Source organism: Paenibacillus sp. FSL K6-1558, assembly GCF_038002565.1.
GTDB classification, from domain to species: Bacteria; Bacillota; Bacilli; order Paenibacillales; family Paenibacillaceae; genus Paenibacillus; species Paenibacillus polysaccharolyticus.
Genome location: NZ_JBBOCV010000001.1, coordinates 1,938,628 through 1,958,191, shown reverse-complemented (window position 1 = coordinate 1,958,191; position 19,564 = coordinate 1,938,628). Strand labels below are relative to the sequence as shown.

The window sequence follows — 19,564 nt, the reverse complement described above, 5'->3', positions numbered from 1 at the left end:
CTCCGAATGCAGGCTCTATTGTTTCATCTGCTTGGCCCTGCAGCATGTTGCACGGTCAGTGATTCGGCGTCAATGGTCACCGTAAGATCGAAAAAGCGGTCACTGTGCCCCTCTCTCCAGTCCTCCGGTACATCTTCGGAATAAAACCAGAAGCGAAGCAGTCGCCGCTCAGGGTTTTGCAGGAGTTCAACAGCGCAGTCAATTGAGCATATGGACAGATCAAGGATAAGCGGCGGCGACCATCGCTGTACTGCTTCAGTCCATTCTGATACTAGTTGCTTAGCAGCTTCTACAGCAAGGAGTAAATGAAGTGCATACTCCGAACCAGTCAGTTTTTCCGCAATGGTCTCCTGGTGCTTGACGTTCGTAGCTTCCAGAAGTGCTGGAACATCCTTGCGGTCGATATTAAAGATGCTACTTGGAAATTGCAAATTCGAATGTATTCCATGATATGACTCCGTCATCGTTGTTCACCTCTTCTTGATGGATTGAGGAGGTACCCCTCAATAAGTTTAGCAGGTCTAAATCCTATTTTAGCACGTTTAATAGATAACAAAATTAGGGGCGATTTTTATTATTTAAATGAAGTCTATAGAATGAATTTGATAGATCACGACGTGTACCCCAACCAATATAGTGCCTAAAAAGCCGATGAATAAATACGGGCAACCACCGCATTCCCCTCATAACTGATATCTGAAGAATGTTCATTAAGTTTAGGAAACATATTTAAGTTTTACACGCCTTTCATATGTTAGATATATTAACATTTGTTTATGATTTAATAAGTTTTTCTCGGGTTATAGCCCTTTTTTGTTACTTTTGTTAACAAGAAAATATTGTTTTAAATAGATTTATATGTTACTGTTTATACGTGTTATATAATATTACATAATGTTGCATAACCTAGGGGGGACGTGATGTTTATTAACCGAACGATTAGGAAAATTGGTGTTTCAGTAGGGATTGTGGGTATGTTTACATTTGCTCTACCTTCAGTGGGATTTAGTATGCCGTTGCAACCAACAACATTTGATAAGGTAGAAGGTGATTATTATGTAACGTCTGCGATTGAAAACGTTCGCTGGGGATCACTGCCTAATCGAGATAGCTCTCCGATTCTCACAGTACCATCAGGAAGTGCTGTAACATTTGATACGGTATCGCATGAGGGACTGATTGAAGATCAGGGGAGAAATCCAGTGGAGTACTTCGGCAAATTCGGTATCTCCCCCGATGGCGTGTTGGATGATGCTAAGGCAATTGCGGCTTCTCCAATTAAGCATGATTATGTAAAAGACGGACCTCATATCATCACTGGGCCAGTAGCCGTTGAGGGAGCAATGCCAGGAGATGTTCTTAAAGTAGAAGTCCTTTCGTTGCAAACTCGAGTTCCCTATGGTGTCATTTCTAATCGTCATGGTAAAGGTGCCCTTCCTGACGAGTTTCCAGAAAATACAGGCCCACAAGAGGGGGCTAGCGCAACAAAACCTGAACTATATAATAATGTATCTATATTTACACCTATTGAAGAGATCAACGGTAATTGGTATGGTTTGTTACCAACAAAAGCTGGGAAAAATGTACGTTTCCCCATTAACCCGTTTCTAGGTGTTATGGGGGTTGCACCGAATACCAGCGAAGTAGTGAGTTCGATCCCGCCTATTGAAACGGGAGGGAATATGGATATTAATGAGTTAGGTGTCGGTGCAACTATTTATTATCCGATTCAAGTCAAAGGCGGTTTATTTTATACTGGAGATCCACACTTTGCTCAAGGAGATGGGGAAGTAGCGTTAACTGCATTGGAAGCTTCCTTAAGGGGGACAGTTCGGTTAACGGTGTTAAAGAAAGGTGATCCATCGATCCCGCATCGTGGAGAATTCACGCAACCCTTTGCTGAAACAGAGGATTATTGGATTCCCATTGGACTTGATCCTGATTTGGATGAAGCAATGAAAGAATCAGTACGTGAATCGATTCAATTCTTATCCGATAAGCTTGATATGGATAGAAGTGTAGCTTATGCGTACCTATCGGCGGCAACGGATTATGAAGTATCCCAGGTCGTAGACCGAACGAAAGGGGTTCATGGGCTCATTCGAAAGAGCGATTTCCTTGAATATGTTGACGTTGCAATGAATGTAGGGGGTACGACCATCAAACCGGTTGTTCATAACGATGAATTTTACGTACCGATTCGAACCATTTCGGAGCTATTAGGTGGCGCAGTTGAATGGGATAATAAGACGCGTACAACGAAAATTAAATTAGGCACGAAAGATATAAGTGCCCAAATTGGTTCGGATGTGTATTCAATTAACGATAAACTAGTGTTCAATAGTAAAGTGCCAAAGCTTTTAAATGGCGAAACCGTAGTTCCGGTTTCTGTTATCAATGAAATACTAGGTGCTTATGTAAACTGGACGACGATCGACAAGACGTTAACAGCAAACGTATCGTTAAGTAAAAAGCAATAATCGATTTCATTGTTCAATCGTGGTGGACGGATGTCCATCGCGTTTTTTCTTTTAACGTGAATTAAAAAAAGGGACTAACTGGGAGTTTGTTAACTCTCAGATTAGTCCAGAAAGCCTTTTCTAAGAATATCATCAAAATATTTATTCTTCCCATAACCCGCTTGCGATTGCAATCGAAGATATGTCTACATCAATTCAGACATTCCGACCTAGACCACTGAATCTTATACACTAAGTCCACCGTCCACAGGCAAAACGACTCCAGTAATAAAAGATGAATAATCACTAAGCAACCAAGCGGCTGCATTAGCAATCTCAATAGGTTCAGCAGGACGCCTCAGAGGTGTCTTCGCACGAATCTGTTCAATGATATCGGGGTTGATAGAAACCCACTGCTGAATCATATCCGTCATTGTGGTCCCCGGAGCAATTGCATTGACACGGATACCCGCTGGACCATATTCGACTGCAGCTGTTTGAGTCAGACTGTTTACCGCTCGTTTAGATGCCCCGTAAGCTCCCAAGCCCGGATTTCCCTTCAGACTACCCACGCTGCTGGTGTTAACAATAGAACCTGACCCTGAAGTCTCCATCATAATTTTAATCTGGGCTTTCATGCACATCCAGACTGCTTTATAATTTACGGACTGGATCAGGTCGAAGTCTTCTTCTCTTTCATCCACCAGCGATGATACCGTGACTCCAATACCTGCGTTATTAAAAGCGGCATCAAGACGGCCATATCGTTCCACTGTAGCTTTAACAACTTGTTCAACATTGCGTGAATCGGACAGATCGGCTGTGAAATATGCAGCATCTCCACCCGATGTCACAATTTCATCCCTGACTTTACGCAACTCAGACTCTGTCCTCGCGACGAGCATCACAGAAGCCCCTTGCTGTACAAACAGTCTTGCTGCCTCAGCTCCAATGCCTCGCCCCGCACCTGTAATCATTACTACCTTGTTTGCCAACATTTGTCCTGCAATGGTTGTCATATTCATTCTCCTTGCCTGGAATTGTTGATCTCATCAACTGCCTTCAGTATAATTTGACTACTAAACGGTCACGAGAACCTGCTTAATGGTAGGTTTGTGAGTGATAGGATAAGGGGGAGGTTTACTTGAACGACAGTGAGCGCCGTTTAGCGCTAGGTAATTTCTTAAGAGATTTACGCGCCTCCGTTTCTCCCCTTGATGTTGGCCTTTTGCCTGGCAATCGTCGTCGCACACGAGGCTTGCGGCGAGAGGAGGTCGCCGGGATCGCGAATATAGGGCTCTCATGGTACACGCGCCTTGAACAAGGTCGTGATATTCGTCCGTCGGTAGGTGTACTGGAAAGCTTGGCTTCAGCACTCCAGCTGACACCCAATGAGCGAAGACATCTCTTTTTGCTTGCTGGAGAATCACTGCCTCCTCAATCAACGATCATTGAAGAGAAACTGAGCCCATCCATTCAGGACATGCTGAATGAATTGCATCCTAATCCGGCCTATGTCATCGGGAAAAAGTGGGATTTTTTAGCTTGGAATGAAGCGGCAGCTGCTGTATTTATGATTCATAGGGTGTCACCCCCGCATGATTATAATTTGATGTGGCGCCAATTTACGGATTCTATTTGGAAAGAAGGATCGGAGGATTGGGAGAGTGTCTCACGAAGAATGATTGCTGAGTTCAGAACGGCAAGAGCACGGTATCTGAATGATGATTCATTCGACAAGTTAATTGAAGATCTGAAGAGGACAAGCGATGATTTTACAAGAATGTGGCAGTATCATGAAGTGCCAGGCTCCCTTGACGGCTACAAGAAGCTTTTGCACCCCACGTTTGGAGTTATTGAATTCGAGCATGTCACCCTTCAATTTCCCAATGAACCAGATCATCGAATGATGATTTATATGCCTCATCCGGCAACCAAATCTCGTTTAAAGCATTACTTCACGGGCGCGAGTGGGCCACCGTAAAAGTTGAAAATCACTAGCCATCCCGTGCAACGATGCTTTTACCACTCCTGTATTCCCGGCTCGCGCTCAGGAACGGAAAATACACCGCCCCAGACATCGGCCTGCAAGGCGGTGTATTTGTCATTGAGAAACTGTAGACTTGTCCTCCGAACTACTCTTCCCCCGTCGCTACTGTATTTCCCTCATAACTAATCCAGTCGCTCCAGCTCCCGGAATACAGCTTCACATTCGAGAATCCCGCTTCCTCCAGCGCAATCACGTTCGGGCAGGCGGATACGCCAGAGCCGCAGTACACGATAATGGCATCATCTTTCCCCAGCTTCACGAACCGCTCCTCTAATGCCTCAACACCAGACCAGCGACCATCCGTACCAAGCACTTCTTTCCAAAAATAATTCACTGCCCCCGGAATATGTCCGGCCTTCGCATCGATCGGTTCCTCCAGCCCTGCATAACGGCGGGCATCACGGGAGTCAACCAGCACGGCGCTACCGCTTGCCGAAGCTTGTTGCGCATCCGTAACGCTTGCGAGCATCTGTGGTTGCAGGTTCACGTCAAACGAAGATGGAATCTGTACCGGGATGTCCGTTGTCACCGGGAACTTGGCATTCTGCCAAGCCGAGAAACCTTCGTCCATGACATAAACTTGTTCATGTCCCAAGTAACGAAGCAGCCACCATAAACGTGATGCGTTCATGCCGCCTTGATCATCATAGGCAATGATGCGACTATTGGAGCCGATGCCTGCTTTAGCGAGGCGGCTTGCGAGTGCAGCCGGATCAGGGAGTGGATGGCGTCCGCCGTGCTCAGTGACCGGAGCGGAAAGGTCCTTTTCCAGATCAAGATAGACAGCCCCCGGAATATGTCCGGCTTCATAAGCTTCACGTCCGGCATCGGGTTGACCGAGCAGGAAACGGCAATCTACGATAGCAACATCGGATTCGTACATTCTGGCGAGCAGCCAGCGCATGGATACTATATTTTTCATAACAACACACCGCCTTCATATGTAATGAATTTTTTTACACCGTCTTCGGTTCAACAGGAACTGGAGCGGCGATGGGCGCATCAGCTGGAATGGCCTGGGGTTTGGTTTTGCCGTACCGAATGAAGATCCACACCCCGAACAGGATCACGACACCTGCCGACATTTGAAGTGTACTCAATGCTTCGCCCAGCAGTACCCAGGCCAGCAAGGAGGAGAATACAGGCTCTCCGAGAACGCCCATAGATACCGTGGTCGCGTTCATATATTGCAACAACCAGTTGAAGAGGTAATGTCCAAAGATGGTAGGCACGATAGCCAGTAACAGGAAGATTCCCCACTCCGAAGCCGCGTAACCGCCGAACGGATGCCCCATGAACAGATTGTACACCGCGAACGTACAGGCAGCGACAAGAAACACCCAGAAATTATACGAGAATGCACTGAGACCTGTTCGCAAAAATTGTCCCAGCAACATATGCACAGCCACTGCCATCGTGCCAAGTAATGATAAAATATCTCCCTGTAGCGCGGTCCCTGCCACCTGAAAATCTCCTGCACCGATAATGATCGACCCCAACAGCGCGATACCCATGCCAATGAGCATCATGCGGTTGATTTTGGCTTTGAACAGCCACACCGATCCGGCCAGAATCAGAATCGGCTCGAGAGCAAGGATGACGGTGGAACTGGCGACACTGGTTAATCTCAGTGATCCCATCCAGAGCAGGAAGTGTAGCGCAAGCATCACACCGGAAGCGAGTAACAAAACCCACTGACGAACATTCAGACGAAGCATCTCATGCCTGTGTGGCCAAACGAAAGGCAGCATGAGCACATTAGTTAAAAACAGGCGATACATGGCAATGACCGCAACATCTGAGTCAGACCAGCGTACAAAAATAGAAGAGAAAGAAATGGCAATAATGCCGACAAAAAATAACAAATAGATGGATCTGCCGGCACGGTTCATGCTTGTCATAGGTGTAGCTCCTTCTTGTAAATAGATAACCTAAATCACCTCATTATACAGGAGAAGGTCAGTGCAGGGAAGACATCAGCAGGTAAAGATACTTCACCACGCAGCAGATATCTTGATATATATAAATGTTGTATGGACGCTGAAAAAATTGGAAGCAGCATCTCGGCCATGAAACACGTTTTACTTTTAACAACGAATAAATTCAGTTGCACATCCGTGGTTAGAGAAACATGGAAAAGAGATAAGTAGATTGTAACCGAGCTTGTAACTATTCTGTCATTCACAGCGACGGTTTTTCTATTAATCTTCTATATAGAGACGTGAATCGATATAATATTCCATTCATCGGGAAAAAAAGACAGTTGGGAAGTGGCTAGGTCGTGAGAGTACAACAAGAAACAACGCGAGACTATGGAAATGCGATTCGCAGTGTCAGTCGAAAACAAACTCATAAAAAAAGGAAAATCCGCTACGGCAGATTGAGCGTGGCGATCATGCTCTTGCTTGTGTTTGTTGCGGGCTTGACATATGTGTTTATCGGTATGACCCATTGGATGAAAACGGTAATGGCACCACCGCCAATTGCTGTTATTGAGCAACCCGCAAAGCTGGGGATGATTCAGGTTACACCGGAGTCGAAAGAGGAGCCGGCACGATTTATGGGTCAGGTTCGAAAAGTGGTGTACATAACATTTGACGATGGACCAAGTCAATATACAGATCAATTGCTGGATATTTTAAAGCAACATGAAGCGAAAGCGACGTTTTTCATGATTGGACGGCAGTTAAATGAGCATCCGGATGCGGTGAAACGTTTGCTGAAGGAAGGTAGTTATCCTGGTTTACACAGCATGACACATAACTATAAGAAACTCTATAAGAGCGGAAGTTCGGCGAACTTTGTGAATGAGTTCAAAAAGGAACAGAAAATGGTCGAGAAACTGATCGGATACACACCGCATCTCATCCGTGCTCCTTACGGTAGCAGTCCGCAGATTGGTGAAGCATTCAGGGGAGACATTGCAGCGGCAGGTTTCAAAATGTGGGACTGGACGACAGATTCCCTGGATTGGAATCTTCCCGGTCAGCCGGATAAAATTGTAGCCCGAGTGAGCAATAGTGTGCACAGGGATAAGGAAGTTATTTTGATGCATGAACGGGAACAGACTGTGCAGGCGCTGCCGCGCATTATGAAGCTGCTGGAAGATCGGGGCTACGAATTTGAAGTGTATGATCCGAGCGCACACTGGGTTGCCAATTTTAGCGGGGATACACGTCTGTAGACGTTATGGCAAGAGAGGGAGAACACATGTTAATTACGAGCAAAAAAATTACGCTAGCAGCATGCAGTCTATTGCTGATGCTTTTACTTAGCGGGTGTGGAGAGCCGCAGGAGCCTGCGGCCAATCAGGTGAATCGTTTGGTGCAGAGCGGTCAGGAGATCGACAAAAGTCTGAAGGATTTGACACGGTATGAAGCAGAGGATATGGAACTATACAAGAGTATTTTGAGCAATGGAAAGAAAAAGAACAGCAATATCGAAGCGCTGCTGGATCAAGCAGAGGCTGATATTCAGCAACGTCGAGCGTTGCTTGAACAGACGGGGAAGGTTATGCAGGAGACAGGAGAGAAGATTGAAGCACTACGCGGTTCTCTCAAGGAGCTTACCATTGAGAAGGAAGAGACGCTTGCTCACGCAGGTAAAGTGCTGGATCAATATGAGGCAAGAGCCAAAACCTATGAGCTATTTGTAGTTTCATATGAACATAGCCTGAATGCTGAAGAACAACTGTACGGGCTTATGCGAGCAAGTGCTAAGCCGAATCTTGTTAAAATTAAACGTGCCATCCGCACACGTAATGAAGAATACGCCAAGCTTGCGGAAGTACGTAAACAATTCAACTTGCAGACGCAAGCTTTCAACGCGGCGCATGCGCAATTGGTTAAGCTTGATCAGGCGGGCTAGGCTGGAGAGTTGGCCTTTGAATACCGTTTATGCGTGATTGAGCTGTCTGATTCCCGTGTAAGTAAATATTATACGAAGCTATATAAATGGAACAAACAGTCTTTGCACAAAACAGCGATTGCAAGATCCCGCCGCTATCCGGAGTGATCGTGTGAAGCATCGTTGGTTCAATGGATGTAGCAACATGGACAAGCAGCATTGCGTTTAAGCTAACGGAGGTGTTCATATGCGAAAAAGGAATAGGGTAAAGGTCAGCACTACATTAGTGGTTCTACTTATGGGATTCTCACTCGTGGCTTGTGGGAGCAGTGCACCTGCACTTCAACCATCTGTGAACAATACAAAGGAAACGTCACCAGCGCCGGAACAGAAGCCGGAGGAAAGTGATGTCATTGAAGCAGAGGGCATTCTGACGGGTTGGGCTGACCCACACACGGTTGAGATTCGTGTAAAGGATAAAGCGATGTCTTTCCAGGTGGGGGAGGATATGCAGAAATTACTGGACGATATCGATGATGAGGATTCGGTTCGTTTCAAATATGTAGAAAAAGCAGTGGATGCATCAACCAAACAACTGGTACTCACCGGGATTACCAAAATTGCATCTGAGGATGGCGATAAAACGGGTACTGGGGCAGGAAATATCGTTACATCTGATCGCGCCAAAACGTCAGAACTGGAAGTGACGGTGGAAGGGATCACGGAGAAGCGGCCAGTAACTCTGGCACAGACCAAAGGGTATTCGCTATATATCTTTGAGCCGATGGCTTTTGATGCAAAAGACCATGAGTTAACGATGAAGATTGATCCTAGATACAAGGTAGAGATCGAAAAGTTGCCTTCGGACTTTAATCTGGATTATTTGAAGATGGACGCGAAGGAAGAGTTGTCCGAGGTGGGGGAAGTCAAAGAATTAACTCCTGAACAGCTTAGTAATGGGCCGATGAAAGATGCAAGACTGTTTATGATGTCTCAGAATGGGAAGAAAACGCAATATTTCATCGTCAAGGAACTGGACGGGAATGGATTCATTTTCCACATTGATGCGCCGGTTGGTGAACCTTCCGAAGGTTTCCTGCCTATGGTGTATGCATCAGTGAACTCGATTATGAATGAATAAAGCGATAACCGTGGGCAGCGTGTCTCCTGAAAAGAGGGGATACGCTGTTTTGTTGAGCCGGAAGGAACAAGAGCAAGCACACGTTCCTCCCGGCTGTTTGCCTTGTTCATGATGTTGCTGTTGGTCAACGGAGATGGTCGATCCACAGGCTGAACTCAAGTTCAGGTAAGTACCTTCGGTACCTTATGCTCTTGAAGCTCTTCATAACAGGTGATAATGTGCTGGTGAAGGACATGTTCTTCGGGAATGTCCATGCGTTCGCGGATAAAAGGAGAGAGTCCATCTTCATGAATAAAATGTTGCAGCTTCATGGCTTCCTCATCGCGTTTGTCATCAAACAGCATTGCGGCCGCCATCGCAGAGGTTAAGTGAGGAATAGCGATTCCGAATTCACTGGCCTGCATCGCTGGGCGAACAAGCCGATCATGAGGTGAAAGCTTGCGAAGTGGAGAACGTGCAACCCGGGTCACTTGGTCGGTGAGATTGGGGTTAGCGAACCGTCCCAATATAGTATCGATATATTTTTGGTGTGTTTCCGCGTTGAAACCGTGTTTACGGATCAGCATGGCTCCCGTCTCTTCCATGACATGACGCACCTTGGCGCGAAGGGCCGTATTGCTCATGACCTGCCGGATGGTCTTCAAGCCTGCGAGATAACCGAAGTATGCGGCGACACAATGACCCGTGTTGACCGTAAACATTTTGCGCTCAATATAAGGTTCCAGTGAATCAACATAGTGAACGCCTTCGATTTCTTTAAACCCATCCAGCAGGGCCGGGCGGTGAACAACCCATTCATAAAAAGGTTCAACCGTGACCTGCAGCGGGTCTTCGTGGTTCTGAGCCGGAACAATCCGGTCCACAGCTGCATTGGGGAATGAAATATAACGTTCGGCTTTGGCCCGGGTGGGCTCATCCAGAAAAGGATAGATACGCTTTTTCAGCCGGGTGCTACCGCCGATCGCATTTTCACAAGCGATAATGTGCAGAGGATTGTAATTATTAGCTTTCATGCGCAGATAGATGCCTTTTGCAATCGGTTCGGCGATATCCCCGAGGGCAGATACACCTACCGCTGTCGTAATGAGATCAGCGGATGCAATCTCTTCCGCGACACGATGTTGCTCGTTTACGTTAATCGCGGTTACGTTATTCACAATGGTTGTGTCCTGTTCGTTATTGGCAAGGGTGATCGGATACTCTTGCCTCTTCTGAAGCAATGATATTTTCTTTGGGTTACGTGCGACAAAGCAGACGTCATAGTCGGAAGCGGACAACATATGACCAATAAACCCACGGCCTATATTGCCCGCACCAAAATGTACAGCTTTCATGTGTGAACTCCCCCTTTAAGATTGGATGACGAAATTCGTGCAGACCTTAGGCGGTGGTGACGAGTGGCTTCGAGATCAAATCGTTAAATGGCAGGTCGGTCAGGCAGGATAGTCGCTGGTGAGGCATATCGAATGCCAACGTTCCGGTGATGGTATTCGAGATGACAACGCAATGCATACCAGCAGAAGATGCTGCACGCGCGCCGTTAGGTGAATCCTCAATGGCTACGGCCTCGTCTGCAGTTACTCCAAGGGCTTCGAGTGCTTGATTGTACAGTTCCGGATCAGGCTTTACATTGGCAACATCATCTGCCGTGCGGATCACTTCGAAATAGTCTTTTAATTTCAGTTGCTCCAGGTGTTGCTCTACCCATTCACGTTTGGAGCTGGAAGCTACAGCGAGCTTTATACCGGCTTTGCTTGCTTGTTCCAAATATTCCTGTATACCTGGGCGAACCTTTTCTTTGTTCATCAATGCAGCATGCTGCAATTGGACCGATTCCCTGAACGCATCCCGATCAATCGGAAGGTTCAAATCTGTGATGAGGTACTCATACGGATTGAAGGTTTTGAGACTGGTACCAATGCACTTGGAATACATCTCCAGTGTTAGATCAACACCATGTTCTTTGTACGCATCCCGAAATGCGATATACCAAGCTGTCTCTGTGTCAATAATCGTTCCGTCGAAGTCAAAAATCAGTGCCTTAATCATCAATTTGTTCCTCCTGTTTTCAGAATTTGTTTTTGGGTTGGAAAATGAAACACTAACTTTCGTGAATTCTCTGCAAATTAATTCCCGTACATTCATTAACTCGCGGAATGTTAGTTAACGCAAAAAGCGGGATAGGGATATTAATTTGGGAAAAAATATGCGTTGAATCTAATAAAACCGTACCACAGGACAAAGAATAGGGTCAAGTGTGTCATGAATGTTTACATTGAAAATTTTCACATGTGTGACTTACTTTCAGAAAATGTGAAACCTTGCAAACCGTTAAGCCCTTTGCATGTAAGCGGTGTAATGGATGAACGGTTTTTTCAACACGAAAAAAATAAAAAAAATTGTTGAAAATGAATCGTATTGGGCCATTCAACAGCTTTCGACACGTTTATAATAGAAGAAATGAATCGGCAACTTTAGTTTAATTTGCTTTACGCCAGATCAGCGCATGTGGGACAATAAGGCCACAAGTTGCCTGTTGGATAAGTGATGTGAAGGAGGAAGAGAACATGCTGCAAAGAGATCGTTTTGAGGGCGGTTTGATCGGGCTCGCAGTAGGAGATGCGCTAGGAACAACTGTTGAATTCAGTAGTCCGGGTACTTTTGAACCTGTCACAGATATGATAGGCGGCGGAGTGTTTGGATTAAAAGCTGGAGAATGGACGGACGATACCTCTATGGCTCTGTGTCTGGCGGAAAGTCTGGTGCGTCAGGAAAATTTCGATCCCGCTGATCAGATGCGCCGCTATACGAATTGGTATAAGATCGGTTATATGAGCAGTACCGGAGATTGTTTTGATATTGGTGGAGCTACGCGAAGCGCGCTGGAACGATTTGCTCGAACCGGTGAAGCCTATAGTGGATCAACTGACCCCATGACTGCCGGGAATGGCTCCATCATGAGGCTTGCTCCAGTTGCCATGGCTTATGCGCTTCAACCGTCGGAGGCGGTTCGTTACGCAGGGCTGAGTTCGCGGACAACACATGCAGCGACGGAAAGTGTAGAGGCCTGCGAAGTGCTGGCAGCCATTCTTGTGGCGGGATTCCATGGAGCAGACAAGGCCGCAATGTTATCTCCAGAGACGATGAAGCGCTGGCGGACGGAGAAAGGGAGTTCTTTTTCGCCTGCCATCGAAGAAGTGGTTATGGGGTCATACGAGCGTAAAGAACCGCCCGAAATCCAAGGCAGTGGGTATGTGGTTCGTTCTCTGGAAGCAGCGCTTTGGGCGTTCAACAAGTCATCCAGTTTTTCGGATGGGGTGTTGCTTGCCGTTAATCTGGGAGATGATGCAGATACAACCGGCGCTGTCTATGGACAGATTGCGGGTGCGTATTACGGGCGAAGCGGGATTCCATCCCATTGGCAGGACAAGCTGGCAATGAGAGATACGTTTGCTCAATTAAATGAGGCTTTATGGTTAAAAGCATCGGGCAATGCCGCGCAGAGAAAATCATAGAACATGGAGAGAAAGAGCTTAGCGTAAAACAATAGATATATGAAGGACAGGAGAAGAGAAAACATCATGAGTAAGACAGAACAATCATTAGAACCTGTTGCGGGTGAACGGGAGGAATCCACGAGTACATCACAGACCACAACATCCGGTAAAAGAAAACCGTTTCCTTTGTCGCTGCTGTGCTTGACGATTGGGGCATTCGCCATTGGCATGACTGAATTTATCATTATGGGTTTGCTGCCTAATGTGGCAACGGATTTGAACGTTAGCATTCCACAGGCGGGACAACTAATTACGGGATATGCACTCGGCGTAGCCGTAGGCGCTCCCATTCTAACCGTTTTCACGCACAAGATTCCGCAGAAAAAACTATTGGTGCTGCTGATGTGCATTTTCATAATAGGTAACGCCTTGTCTGTCATTGCGCCTACGTATGGGCTGCTCATCTCGGCACGTATCCTGACGGCATTTGCTCACGGCACGTTCCTTGGCGTAGGTTCAATCATGGCTACCAAGCTTGTAACACCAGATCGGAGAGCTGGTGCGGTGTCGGTAGTGCTTGCGGGACTGACCATCGCCAATATTATCGGTGTTCCGTTTGGTACATTTATCGGTCAACAGCTTGGCTGGCGTTCCTCTTTTGGGGCGATTACCATTCTGGGCATTGTTTCACTGCTTGGTATTATTCGTTTTATCCCGGTTATTCCGCAAGGTACACCAGCTAACCTGGGACAGCAGTTCCGTAACCTGATCCGCCCACAGGTATTGCTTGTGCTTCTAATCGGAGCAATGGGCTGCGGAAGTCTGTTTGCAGTTTTCACTTACATTACGCCGATGCTGGTTGATATTAGTGGTTTTGCAGAGCAAAGTGTAACCTGGATTCTGGTGCTGTTTGGCTTCGGTGTTACGCTCGGGAATATGGTTGGTGGTCGTCTGGCGGACTGGAAGCTTATGCCTTCACTGATTGTGAACTTCGGTATTCTTGCTGTACTACTCGCTGCATTAACGCTGACACTACACAATCCGGTGTTGGCGGTAATCACGATCTTCTTCTGGGGTGTCGCAGCCTTTGGCATTATGCCGGGGCTTCAGCTTCGCATTATGAATATGACGCGTGAAGCTCCGCTGCTGGCGACGACATCCAGCCACTCTGCATTTAATCTGGGGAATGCGGCGGGGGCTTATCTCGGCGGATTCGCCATTACACATACAGGACTGATCTCAGTGCCGATCTACGCCGCAGTAATTGCAGCACTTGGCTTGCTTGGATTGTTACTCAGCTTGTTTAAGCAGGATAAGGAAACTTCACCGGAAGGTGCAGATGGCGTTCATCCCGTATCGTTGCATTAAATTACAAATTATAGACTAATGATAATGAAGAAAACCTCAGCCTCTTGTTATAAACAAGAAAACTGAGGTTTTTTCTGTTGTATTTTAATAGATTTCAAGCTCGTTAATTCGAACATAGGTTGACTGATGTGAAGGTCCCCTGTTAGCGACGACACGGACCTTGGAGGTGTTAACTGCTGCAAATGTATGTGATCGTGTCGTCTCCTGGTTGCCTGTGACTTGAACCAGGTTTACCCAGTTTGAACCATTCCAGTATTGCAGGTCGTAGTTGGCAAGGACATAACCCTTGGTTGTATATAGATCGATCCGCTGAATGGAACTGGATGCAGGCAGATCAAGAGTGACATATTGCGGTAATGAGGAATTACGATTATTTGCCCAGCTATAACTTTCCCCAAGTGCCGTGTTACGGTCGCCGTCATTGATTCGGGCTGTTGAGTACCCCGGATAGGTGGAGGATGCGGTTATGGTGGCATTTCTCGCCAGGTTCTGCCCGGTTCCCGGATTGATAGGATTTTTCACCAGTCTTACGAGATTCCAGCGTAGCTCAAAGAGTTTGAAGGATTTATTAAATACAGCTCCTTCCCCCTTCACGAGCGCATCGATGCTAAGGGACATGGTGCTTGGAACACTGTTGCTACTTGTCCACTTTCCTGTGGCCTCAATGCCTGCGAACACACTGACCTCTAATATTTTCTTGCCTGCAATTTTCAAACTCACTTCAGCTTTGGCTCCTGCCCAAGCCGTAACTTGTCCTTCAATTTTATGTGTGACGGTAAGATAACGGCTCACATTGCTGTAAGGCTTGATTTGTACAGGGATATAAGCCCGTGTTTTACCTTTTACGCCTAGAGTGACGGTATACCCCTGATCCACTTGGAATTCAAATGTGACATTGCCATCAATACCGATGACAAGGAATACCCCAACGGATACGGAGCCCAGGCTGCCTGCACCGATATTGAAGCCCATAATCGGCACTTTAACTTCTTTTTTGAATTTGGCGTCGCCTTTAATGTAGACGTTCGCTTTCTCACCTGCTGTGAATTTCAGATCGTATTTTCCCCAGAAACCGTATTTTCCCGTTACCTTGGGTGCGATCAATGTAAGTTTGCCGCCCGCTTCAACGTAAACTTTGTTGCCGTTTGCATTTTGTTGATTTACAAGTACTTTTTTGAAATCACAGACAAACTCATTTCCGGATTTTTTACAAGTGGCAAAATCACCTGCTCCAGCGGTGCGAATAAGCTCATTCATATCTATGGCATTTGCATCAGTGATGTCTGCGGAATTTGTTTGATTCAAATCAACGGAAGCATCTTCACTCTGATGGATCGTAGTTTCGTCACCCTGTTGAATCAAGGTTTCGTTACTTAGACCCATAGGATCTATAGTTGTGAAGGCTTCCTCGGCAGGTTTTTCTGAATTTGAGAGATTAGCGTCTTGCTGGAGCGTGTTGTCGATGTTGAAATGTTTTATTTCTTGATCCGCATTGATCTGCTCATCGGATACAGACAAAGCGCCAAGCCGTTCATTGCTTTCCAGCACCATGTTCAGATCAGGCATGACGATATTTCGCTCTTCCAAAGAAACTTCCTGCTCAGGAATATCATAGTAATCAAACAGTTCATCTACTCCAGGTGTGGTGTAATCCACCAGTAATCCATCTTTACTTTTGCTGGTGCTAGCAACTTTTATTGCCCTGGCGGAAGACTCATCCAGAAAAATCTGACCAGGGGAAAGCAGGTTTCCAATCTGAGCGGCTTCTCGGGAATTCAGTTCGATTGAACCTTTATCTTCCACCGTTTCGAAGACGGAATTAACGACGGGTAGTTTTTGCACGATGGAAGATGGCATAGGTTGTGTCGGTTTTAATTGATAATCCACCTGCTCAAACTGGCCGGAGGATGTAATCGGATTACTGACCCCCAGGCCGTCTTCCGAAATGGTAAACGTAATGCGGAAATAAGCTTCCGCAATCGGGGCATCCACATTTGTTTTGCCTGCCCAGATCCAACGTGCACTTGTCTCTTCCGGCATGCCTTGGATTTGTTTCCATGGATCACTGCCATAACGTCCAAAATCTGAAGCGCGCGCCCAGGATGTATCATCGAATCTTGGTTGTTCCCAACCCTCAACGTATCGTTCAGATACTTTCCAGTTGAAGTCAGTAACCAGATTTTCATCTTCATAACTGAGATCTGCCAGCAGTCCGGCATACGAACCCCAGTCCTTGGCTTGGACCGCAATAACATTGGTGCCAGGTTGAATGGGGACAGGGAACGTATAGGCTTTGGTCCAGTCATCCCCTTTACCTGCTTGTTTACCGTTAACAAAAAGCGAGAATTCATTGTCGGCTGTTATGTATAGTTTTCCCTCGTTGTTAGAAGCAGAGTAGGCATTGGTAGGCCAAAGACCGACAAGTAAAGGCAGCAATAACGTGAAAACCAAAAATGAGGCCCATGTCTTTTGAATAGATGAGCGAAGTTTGTTCACAATCATTTCCCTCCCAAGAAATAGTTGGTTTGCAGAACAATCAATCATGCCGCCTGACTTGGTGAATTAAATGCCTGTAGACAGGAAAAAACGAGAAAATATTGTAATTTGGTATAGACACCTCCTTGTTTGAGACTATAATAAGGTAAAATATTCAATTTAACAACAGTATTTTACATTTTTTATAGTGTAGTTTTGTTAGAAAAGAGAAGCGTGAATTCTTTGCTTGATGTTAAGAAAGATTACGTGTAGATACAATGTGTCGAATATAGTTGCAAAAATTGGATAAATAAGTTTAAATATACTATATAAGTAATTTTGAGAGAGAATTCAAGTCAAATCTACAAATTTCAACGTATTCTATCCTCAGTGCGTGTGACGGAAGGGAGGTGGTGGATTTATTTGTAAGGGCTTTCATTACAGAAGTGTTGCTTGTGATTAACCCAATTGAGAGGAGAAAAGTGAATGAAGAAACGTGTTTCTATCCTTTTAAGTCTTTCTATGGTTGTTGCTATGCTTGCTCCAACGATGGCGTCTGCCACGGAATCTAGCGAAATTTCTGCTCAGAACACTGCATATGAATCCACCAATGCTTCCACCAATGAGGTTAACAATACTCTAAATTCTACGCCGGTTGTACCGGCACCAGCGGGGTATGATGGCTATCGGAATAACATTCCGCATGGGAATATGAACCTCATTACCTACTATTCTACGACAGTTGGCAATGCACGGAAAGCGATGGTGTACACGCCGCCTGGATATTCACCTAATAAAAAGTATAGCGTGCTGTACCTGCTGCATGGGATTGGCGGGGATGAGCACGAGTGGGCTAACGCGATGAAACCGAAGAACATTCTGGACAACCTGTATTCGGAAGGAAAACTGTCGCAGATGATCGTGGTTATGCCGAATGGCCGTGCGATGAAGGATGATCGCCCGGTAGGTGATATTTACGCACCGGATAAAGTTGCCGCCTTTGAACGGTTCGAGCAAGATCTGCTCAAGGATCTCATCCCGCATATTGAGAGAACTTATCCCGTGTATAAGGATAAAAACAATCGTGCACTTGCTGGCCTGTCCATGGGTGGCGGACAATCTCTCAACTTTGGATTGAAGAATCTGGATACGTTCGCTTATGTAGGTGCCTTCTCGGCAGCTCCGAATACGAAGCCTGTGAACCAGTTGATCACGAATCCCGGACAGGCGGCCAGTAAATTGAAATTGCTCTGGATTTCCTGTGGAGGAAGTGATGGCCTGTTGTGGGTGAGCCAGAACTTTAAAAATGGTCTCAGCAGTATGAACGTTCCACACATTTGGTATCAGGATGTGGGTGGACATGAGCCAAAAGTTTGGAATAGTGGCCTGTATCAGTTCTCGCAACGCATTTTTAAATAGTACACCAGCTTCCATCCAAAAGTAATCATCTGAACGTTCCATCCACACTATTCTCTAAGAAGAGGGTAGCGTTTAAGAGGGAGTATTGGGATGAGCATCAGCCTCAGGCTTGTATTATACAGCGCCTGAGGCTTTATGTATTTTTCTCGGTGAAGCAGATTCAAATCAGAAGGGTAAATAGTATAGTATAAGATGAGGCGTACATAGGTATTTTCGTGAAAGTGAGGGACTGGTTGACGATGTTTTATTATAAAGGGGCATTTCGGGAAACGGATAACGTTATCTATTTTAAAAGCGAAGTTCCGCTGGTACAGCATGATGTGATTTTGTTTGGGGAGAGAACATACTTTATTGAAAGTGTGGAGAAAGAGTTTTTGTTGCTGGAGAGAGTGGGTTCAATTGTTACGGTGAGTGTGTAACGTGTTTATTTTGATGCGGATTTATTGGTACGTGCACTTCTAGGCCTCTGCCCACATACAATAGATTGACCCTGTTCCCTTATGTGCTCAGGCCAGATCGTTGTAAAACTGCAGGAGGTGTCATCTGTGCCCGGATTGTTTACCGCAATAGCTCTGTTCATCAAAGAATTAACGTTACTCGTTTCATATGTCAAAAACAATGCGTTTCCTCAGCCGCTCGCTGAGGATGACGAAGCCAAGCACCTGCGCCTCATGGCTGAAGGCAATGCCCACTCGCGCAATCTGCTCATTGAACACAATCTGCGTCTTGTGGCGCATATCGTCAAGAAGTTTGACAATACCGGAGAAGATCAGGAAGACCTGATTTCCATTGGAACGATTGGATTGATCAAAGCGATCGAAAGCTTTCAGCAAGGCAAAGGCACAAAGCTGGCGACATTTGCAGCGAGATGTATTGAAAACGAAATCTTAATGCACTTAAGATCTCTGAAGAAAACACGTAAAGACGTATCCCTGCATGACCCCATTGGTACGGATAAAGAAGGAAATGAAATTACACTTATTGATATCCTCGGCACCGAAGCCGATGATGTGGTAGATCGTGTGCAGCTTAAAATTGAAAAAAGCAAAATTTATCGCAATCTCGACATTTTGGATGATCGGGAGAAAGAAGTGGTCATTGGCCGCTTTGGCCTGGAAGCTGGGGGAGAAGAGCGCACGCAGCGCGAGATTGCCAAGGAGCTTGGCATTTCACGCAGTTATGTTTCGCGAATTGAGAAGCGGGCGTTGATGAAACTGTATCATGAATTTTATAAGCAAAAATAATGAAAAAAAACAAACTGAAATAGAGATAAAAAAACAGACTCCTAAGGGATCAAGAAAAGCTTACT

At 45.9% G+C, this 19,564-nt stretch carries 17 protein-coding genes; 10 read left to right on the top strand and 7 right to left on the bottom strand.

Annotated elements, in window-relative coordinates; all coding sequences use genetic code 11:
* Window positions 1-23: 23 nt before the first annotated feature.
* Window positions 24-464, bottom strand: a complete 441-nt coding sequence (locus MHI38_RS08375; RefSeq protein WP_154887899.1) for a hypothetical protein — start codon at window positions 462-464, stop codon at window positions 24-26.
* Between the two features lie 456 nt (window positions 465-920).
* On the opposite strand from MHI38_RS08375, the gene MHI38_RS08370 reads away from it, so the two are divergent.
* The gene (locus tag MHI38_RS08370; RefSeq protein ID WP_154887901.1) at window positions 921-2,480 is read left to right on the top strand and encodes an acetamidase/formamidase family protein; all 1,560 of its coding nucleotides are present in this window, start codon (window positions 921-923) and stop codon (window positions 2,478-2,480) included.
* Window positions 2,481-2,704: 224 nt separating this feature from the next.
* Here MHI38_RS08370 and MHI38_RS08365 read toward each other — a convergent pair whose 3' ends face one another.
* Complete coding sequence (locus MHI38_RS08365) at window positions 2,705-3,484, bottom strand: SDR family NAD(P)-dependent oxidoreductase (RefSeq protein ID WP_341181151.1); 780 nt, start codon at window positions 3,482-3,484, stop codon at window positions 2,705-2,707.
* A 119-nt stretch (window positions 3,485-3,603) separates the two neighbouring features.
* Between MHI38_RS08365 and MHI38_RS08360 the strand changes: the two genes are divergently transcribed.
* Window positions 3,604-4,443, top strand: coding sequence for a helix-turn-helix transcriptional regulator (locus tag MHI38_RS08360; protein WP_154887905.1), 840 nt, complete (start codon window positions 3,604-3,606; stop codon window positions 4,441-4,443).
* 151 nt (window positions 4,444-4,594) lie between these two features.
* Here MHI38_RS08360 and MHI38_RS08355 read toward each other — a convergent pair whose 3' ends face one another.
* Together MHI38_RS08355 and MHI38_RS08350 are read right to left on the bottom strand one after the other, a co-directional pair.
* Window positions 4,595-5,431 (bottom strand): sulfurtransferase, encoded by an 837-nt coding sequence (locus MHI38_RS08355; RefSeq protein WP_154887907.1) that lies wholly within the window; start codon window positions 5,429-5,431, stop codon window positions 4,595-4,597.
* A gap of 34 nt (window positions 5,432-5,465) precedes the next feature.
* Window positions 5,466-6,410, bottom strand: a complete 945-nt coding sequence (locus MHI38_RS08350) for a DMT family transporter (RefSeq protein ID WP_308722850.1) — start codon at window positions 6,408-6,410, stop codon at window positions 5,466-5,468.
* A 380-nt stretch (window positions 6,411-6,790) separates the two neighbouring features.
* On the opposite strand from MHI38_RS08350, the gene MHI38_RS08345 reads away from it, so the two are divergent.
* The 3 genes from MHI38_RS08345 to MHI38_RS08335 all read left to right on the top strand — a co-directional run bounded on the left by MHI38_RS08345 (window position 6,791) and on the right by MHI38_RS08335 (window position 9,496).
* Complete coding sequence (locus MHI38_RS08345; RefSeq protein ID WP_244159166.1) at window positions 6,791-7,693, top strand: polysaccharide deacetylase family protein; 903 nt, start codon at window positions 6,791-6,793, stop codon at window positions 7,691-7,693.
* A gap of 26 nt (window positions 7,694-7,719) precedes the next feature.
* A complete protein-coding gene (locus MHI38_RS08340; RefSeq protein ID WP_308722849.1) occupies window positions 7,720-8,376 on the top strand; it encodes a YkyA family protein in 657 nt (218 codons plus the stop codon).
* 226 nt (window positions 8,377-8,602) lie between these two features.
* Entirely contained in the window at window positions 8,603-9,496 is an 894-nt protein-coding gene (locus MHI38_RS08335) for a hypothetical protein (protein WP_253492362.1), read from the top strand.
* 161 nt (window positions 9,497-9,657) lie between these two features.
* On the opposite strand, the gene MHI38_RS08330 is transcribed toward MHI38_RS08335, so the two are convergent.
* Both MHI38_RS08330 and MHI38_RS08325 read right to left on the bottom strand, forming a co-directional pair.
* Window positions 9,658-10,830, bottom strand: a complete 1,173-nt coding sequence (locus MHI38_RS08330) for a mannitol-1-phosphate 5-dehydrogenase (protein WP_336120712.1) — start codon at window positions 10,828-10,830, stop codon at window positions 9,658-9,660.
* Window positions 10,831-10,876: 46 nt separating this feature from the next.
* On the bottom strand, window positions 10,877-11,545 hold the full coding sequence (locus MHI38_RS08325; RefSeq protein WP_221789837.1) for an HAD family hydrolase: 669 nt from the start codon (window positions 11,543-11,545) through the stop codon (window positions 10,877-10,879).
* A 518-nt stretch (window positions 11,546-12,063) separates the two neighbouring features.
* Here MHI38_RS08325 and MHI38_RS08320 point away from each other — a divergent pair.
* The gene (locus MHI38_RS08320; protein WP_253492367.1) at window positions 12,064-13,011 is read left to right on the top strand and encodes an ADP-ribosylglycohydrolase family protein; all 948 of its coding nucleotides are present in this window, start codon (window positions 12,064-12,066) and stop codon (window positions 13,009-13,011) included.
* A gap of 66 nt (window positions 13,012-13,077) precedes the next feature.
* On the top strand, window positions 13,078-14,361 hold the full coding sequence (locus MHI38_RS08315) for an MFS transporter (RefSeq protein ID WP_261769229.1): 1,284 nt from the start codon (window positions 13,078-13,080) through the stop codon (window positions 14,359-14,361).
* An 84-nt stretch (window positions 14,362-14,445) separates the two neighbouring features.
* On the opposite strand, the gene MHI38_RS08310 is transcribed toward MHI38_RS08315, so the two are convergent.
* The gene (locus MHI38_RS08310) at window positions 14,446-16,857 is read right to left on the bottom strand and encodes a galactose-binding domain-containing protein (RefSeq protein ID WP_341181150.1); all 2,412 of its coding nucleotides are present in this window, start codon (window positions 16,855-16,857) and stop codon (window positions 14,446-14,448) included.
* 690 nt (window positions 16,858-17,547) lie between these two features.
* Between MHI38_RS08310 and MHI38_RS08305 the strand changes: the two genes are divergently transcribed.
* The 3 genes from MHI38_RS08305 to sigK all read left to right on the top strand — a co-directional run bounded on the left by MHI38_RS08305 (window position 17,548) and on the right by sigK (window position 19,499).
* On the top strand, window positions 17,548-18,255 hold the full coding sequence (locus MHI38_RS08305) for an alpha/beta hydrolase (RefSeq protein WP_373323258.1): 708 nt from the start codon (window positions 17,548-17,550) through the stop codon (window positions 18,253-18,255).
* A 221-nt stretch (window positions 18,256-18,476) separates the two neighbouring features.
* A complete protein-coding gene (locus MHI38_RS08300; RefSeq protein WP_341181149.1) occupies window positions 18,477-18,674 on the top strand; it encodes a hypothetical protein in 198 nt (65 codons plus the stop codon).
* Window positions 18,675-18,800: 126 nt separating this feature from the next.
* Complete coding sequence (gene sigK / locus MHI38_RS08295; RefSeq protein ID WP_090915017.1) at window positions 18,801-19,499, top strand: RNA polymerase sporulation sigma factor SigK; 699 nt, start codon at window positions 18,801-18,803, stop codon at window positions 19,497-19,499.
* The last annotated feature ends 65 nt before the right edge of the window (window positions 19,500-19,564 follow it).

Bases quoted from the DNA above. Each gene is read 5' to 3' on its own strand.
- MHI38_RS08305 (WP_373323258.1), top strand. From the start codon at position 17,548: ATGAACCTCATTACCTACTATTCTACGACAGTTGGCAATGCACGGAAA.
- MHI38_RS08335 (WP_253492362.1), top strand. From the start codon at position 8,603: ATGCGAAAAAGGAATAGGGTAAAGGTCAGCACTACATTAGTGGTTCTA.
- MHI38_RS08330 (WP_336120712.1), bottom strand. From the start codon at position 10,830: ATGAAAGCTGTACATTTTGGTGCGGGCAATATAGGCCGTGGGTTTATT.
- MHI38_RS08315 (WP_261769229.1), top strand. From the start codon at position 13,078: ATGAGTAAGACAGAACAATCATTAGAACCTGTTGCGGGTGAACGGGAG.
- MHI38_RS08375 (WP_154887899.1), bottom strand. From the start codon at position 464: ATGACGGAGTCATATCATGGAATACATTCGAATTTGCAATTTCCAAGT.
- MHI38_RS08370 (WP_154887901.1), top strand. From the start codon at position 921: ATGTTTATTAACCGAACGATTAGGAAAATTGGTGTTTCAGTAGGGATT.
- MHI38_RS08365 (WP_341181151.1), bottom strand. From the start codon at position 3,484: ATGAATATGACAACCATTGCAGGACAAATGTTGGCAAACAAGGTAGTA.
- MHI38_RS08350 (WP_308722850.1), bottom strand. From the start codon at position 6,410: ATGACAAGCATGAACCGTGCCGGCAGATCCATCTATTTGTTATTTTTT.
- MHI38_RS08325 (WP_221789837.1), bottom strand. From the start codon at position 11,545: ATGATTAAGGCACTGATTTTTGACTTCGACGGAACGATTATTGACACA.
- MHI38_RS08320 (WP_253492367.1), top strand. From the start codon at position 12,064: ATGCTGCAAAGAGATCGTTTTGAGGGCGGTTTGATCGGGCTCGCAGTA.
- MHI38_RS08340 (WP_308722849.1), top strand. From the start codon at position 7,720: ATGTTAATTACGAGCAAAAAAATTACGCTAGCAGCATGCAGTCTATTG.
- MHI38_RS08355 (WP_154887907.1), bottom strand. From the start codon at position 5,431: ATGAAAAATATAGTATCCATGCGCTGGCTGCTCGCCAGAATGTACGAA.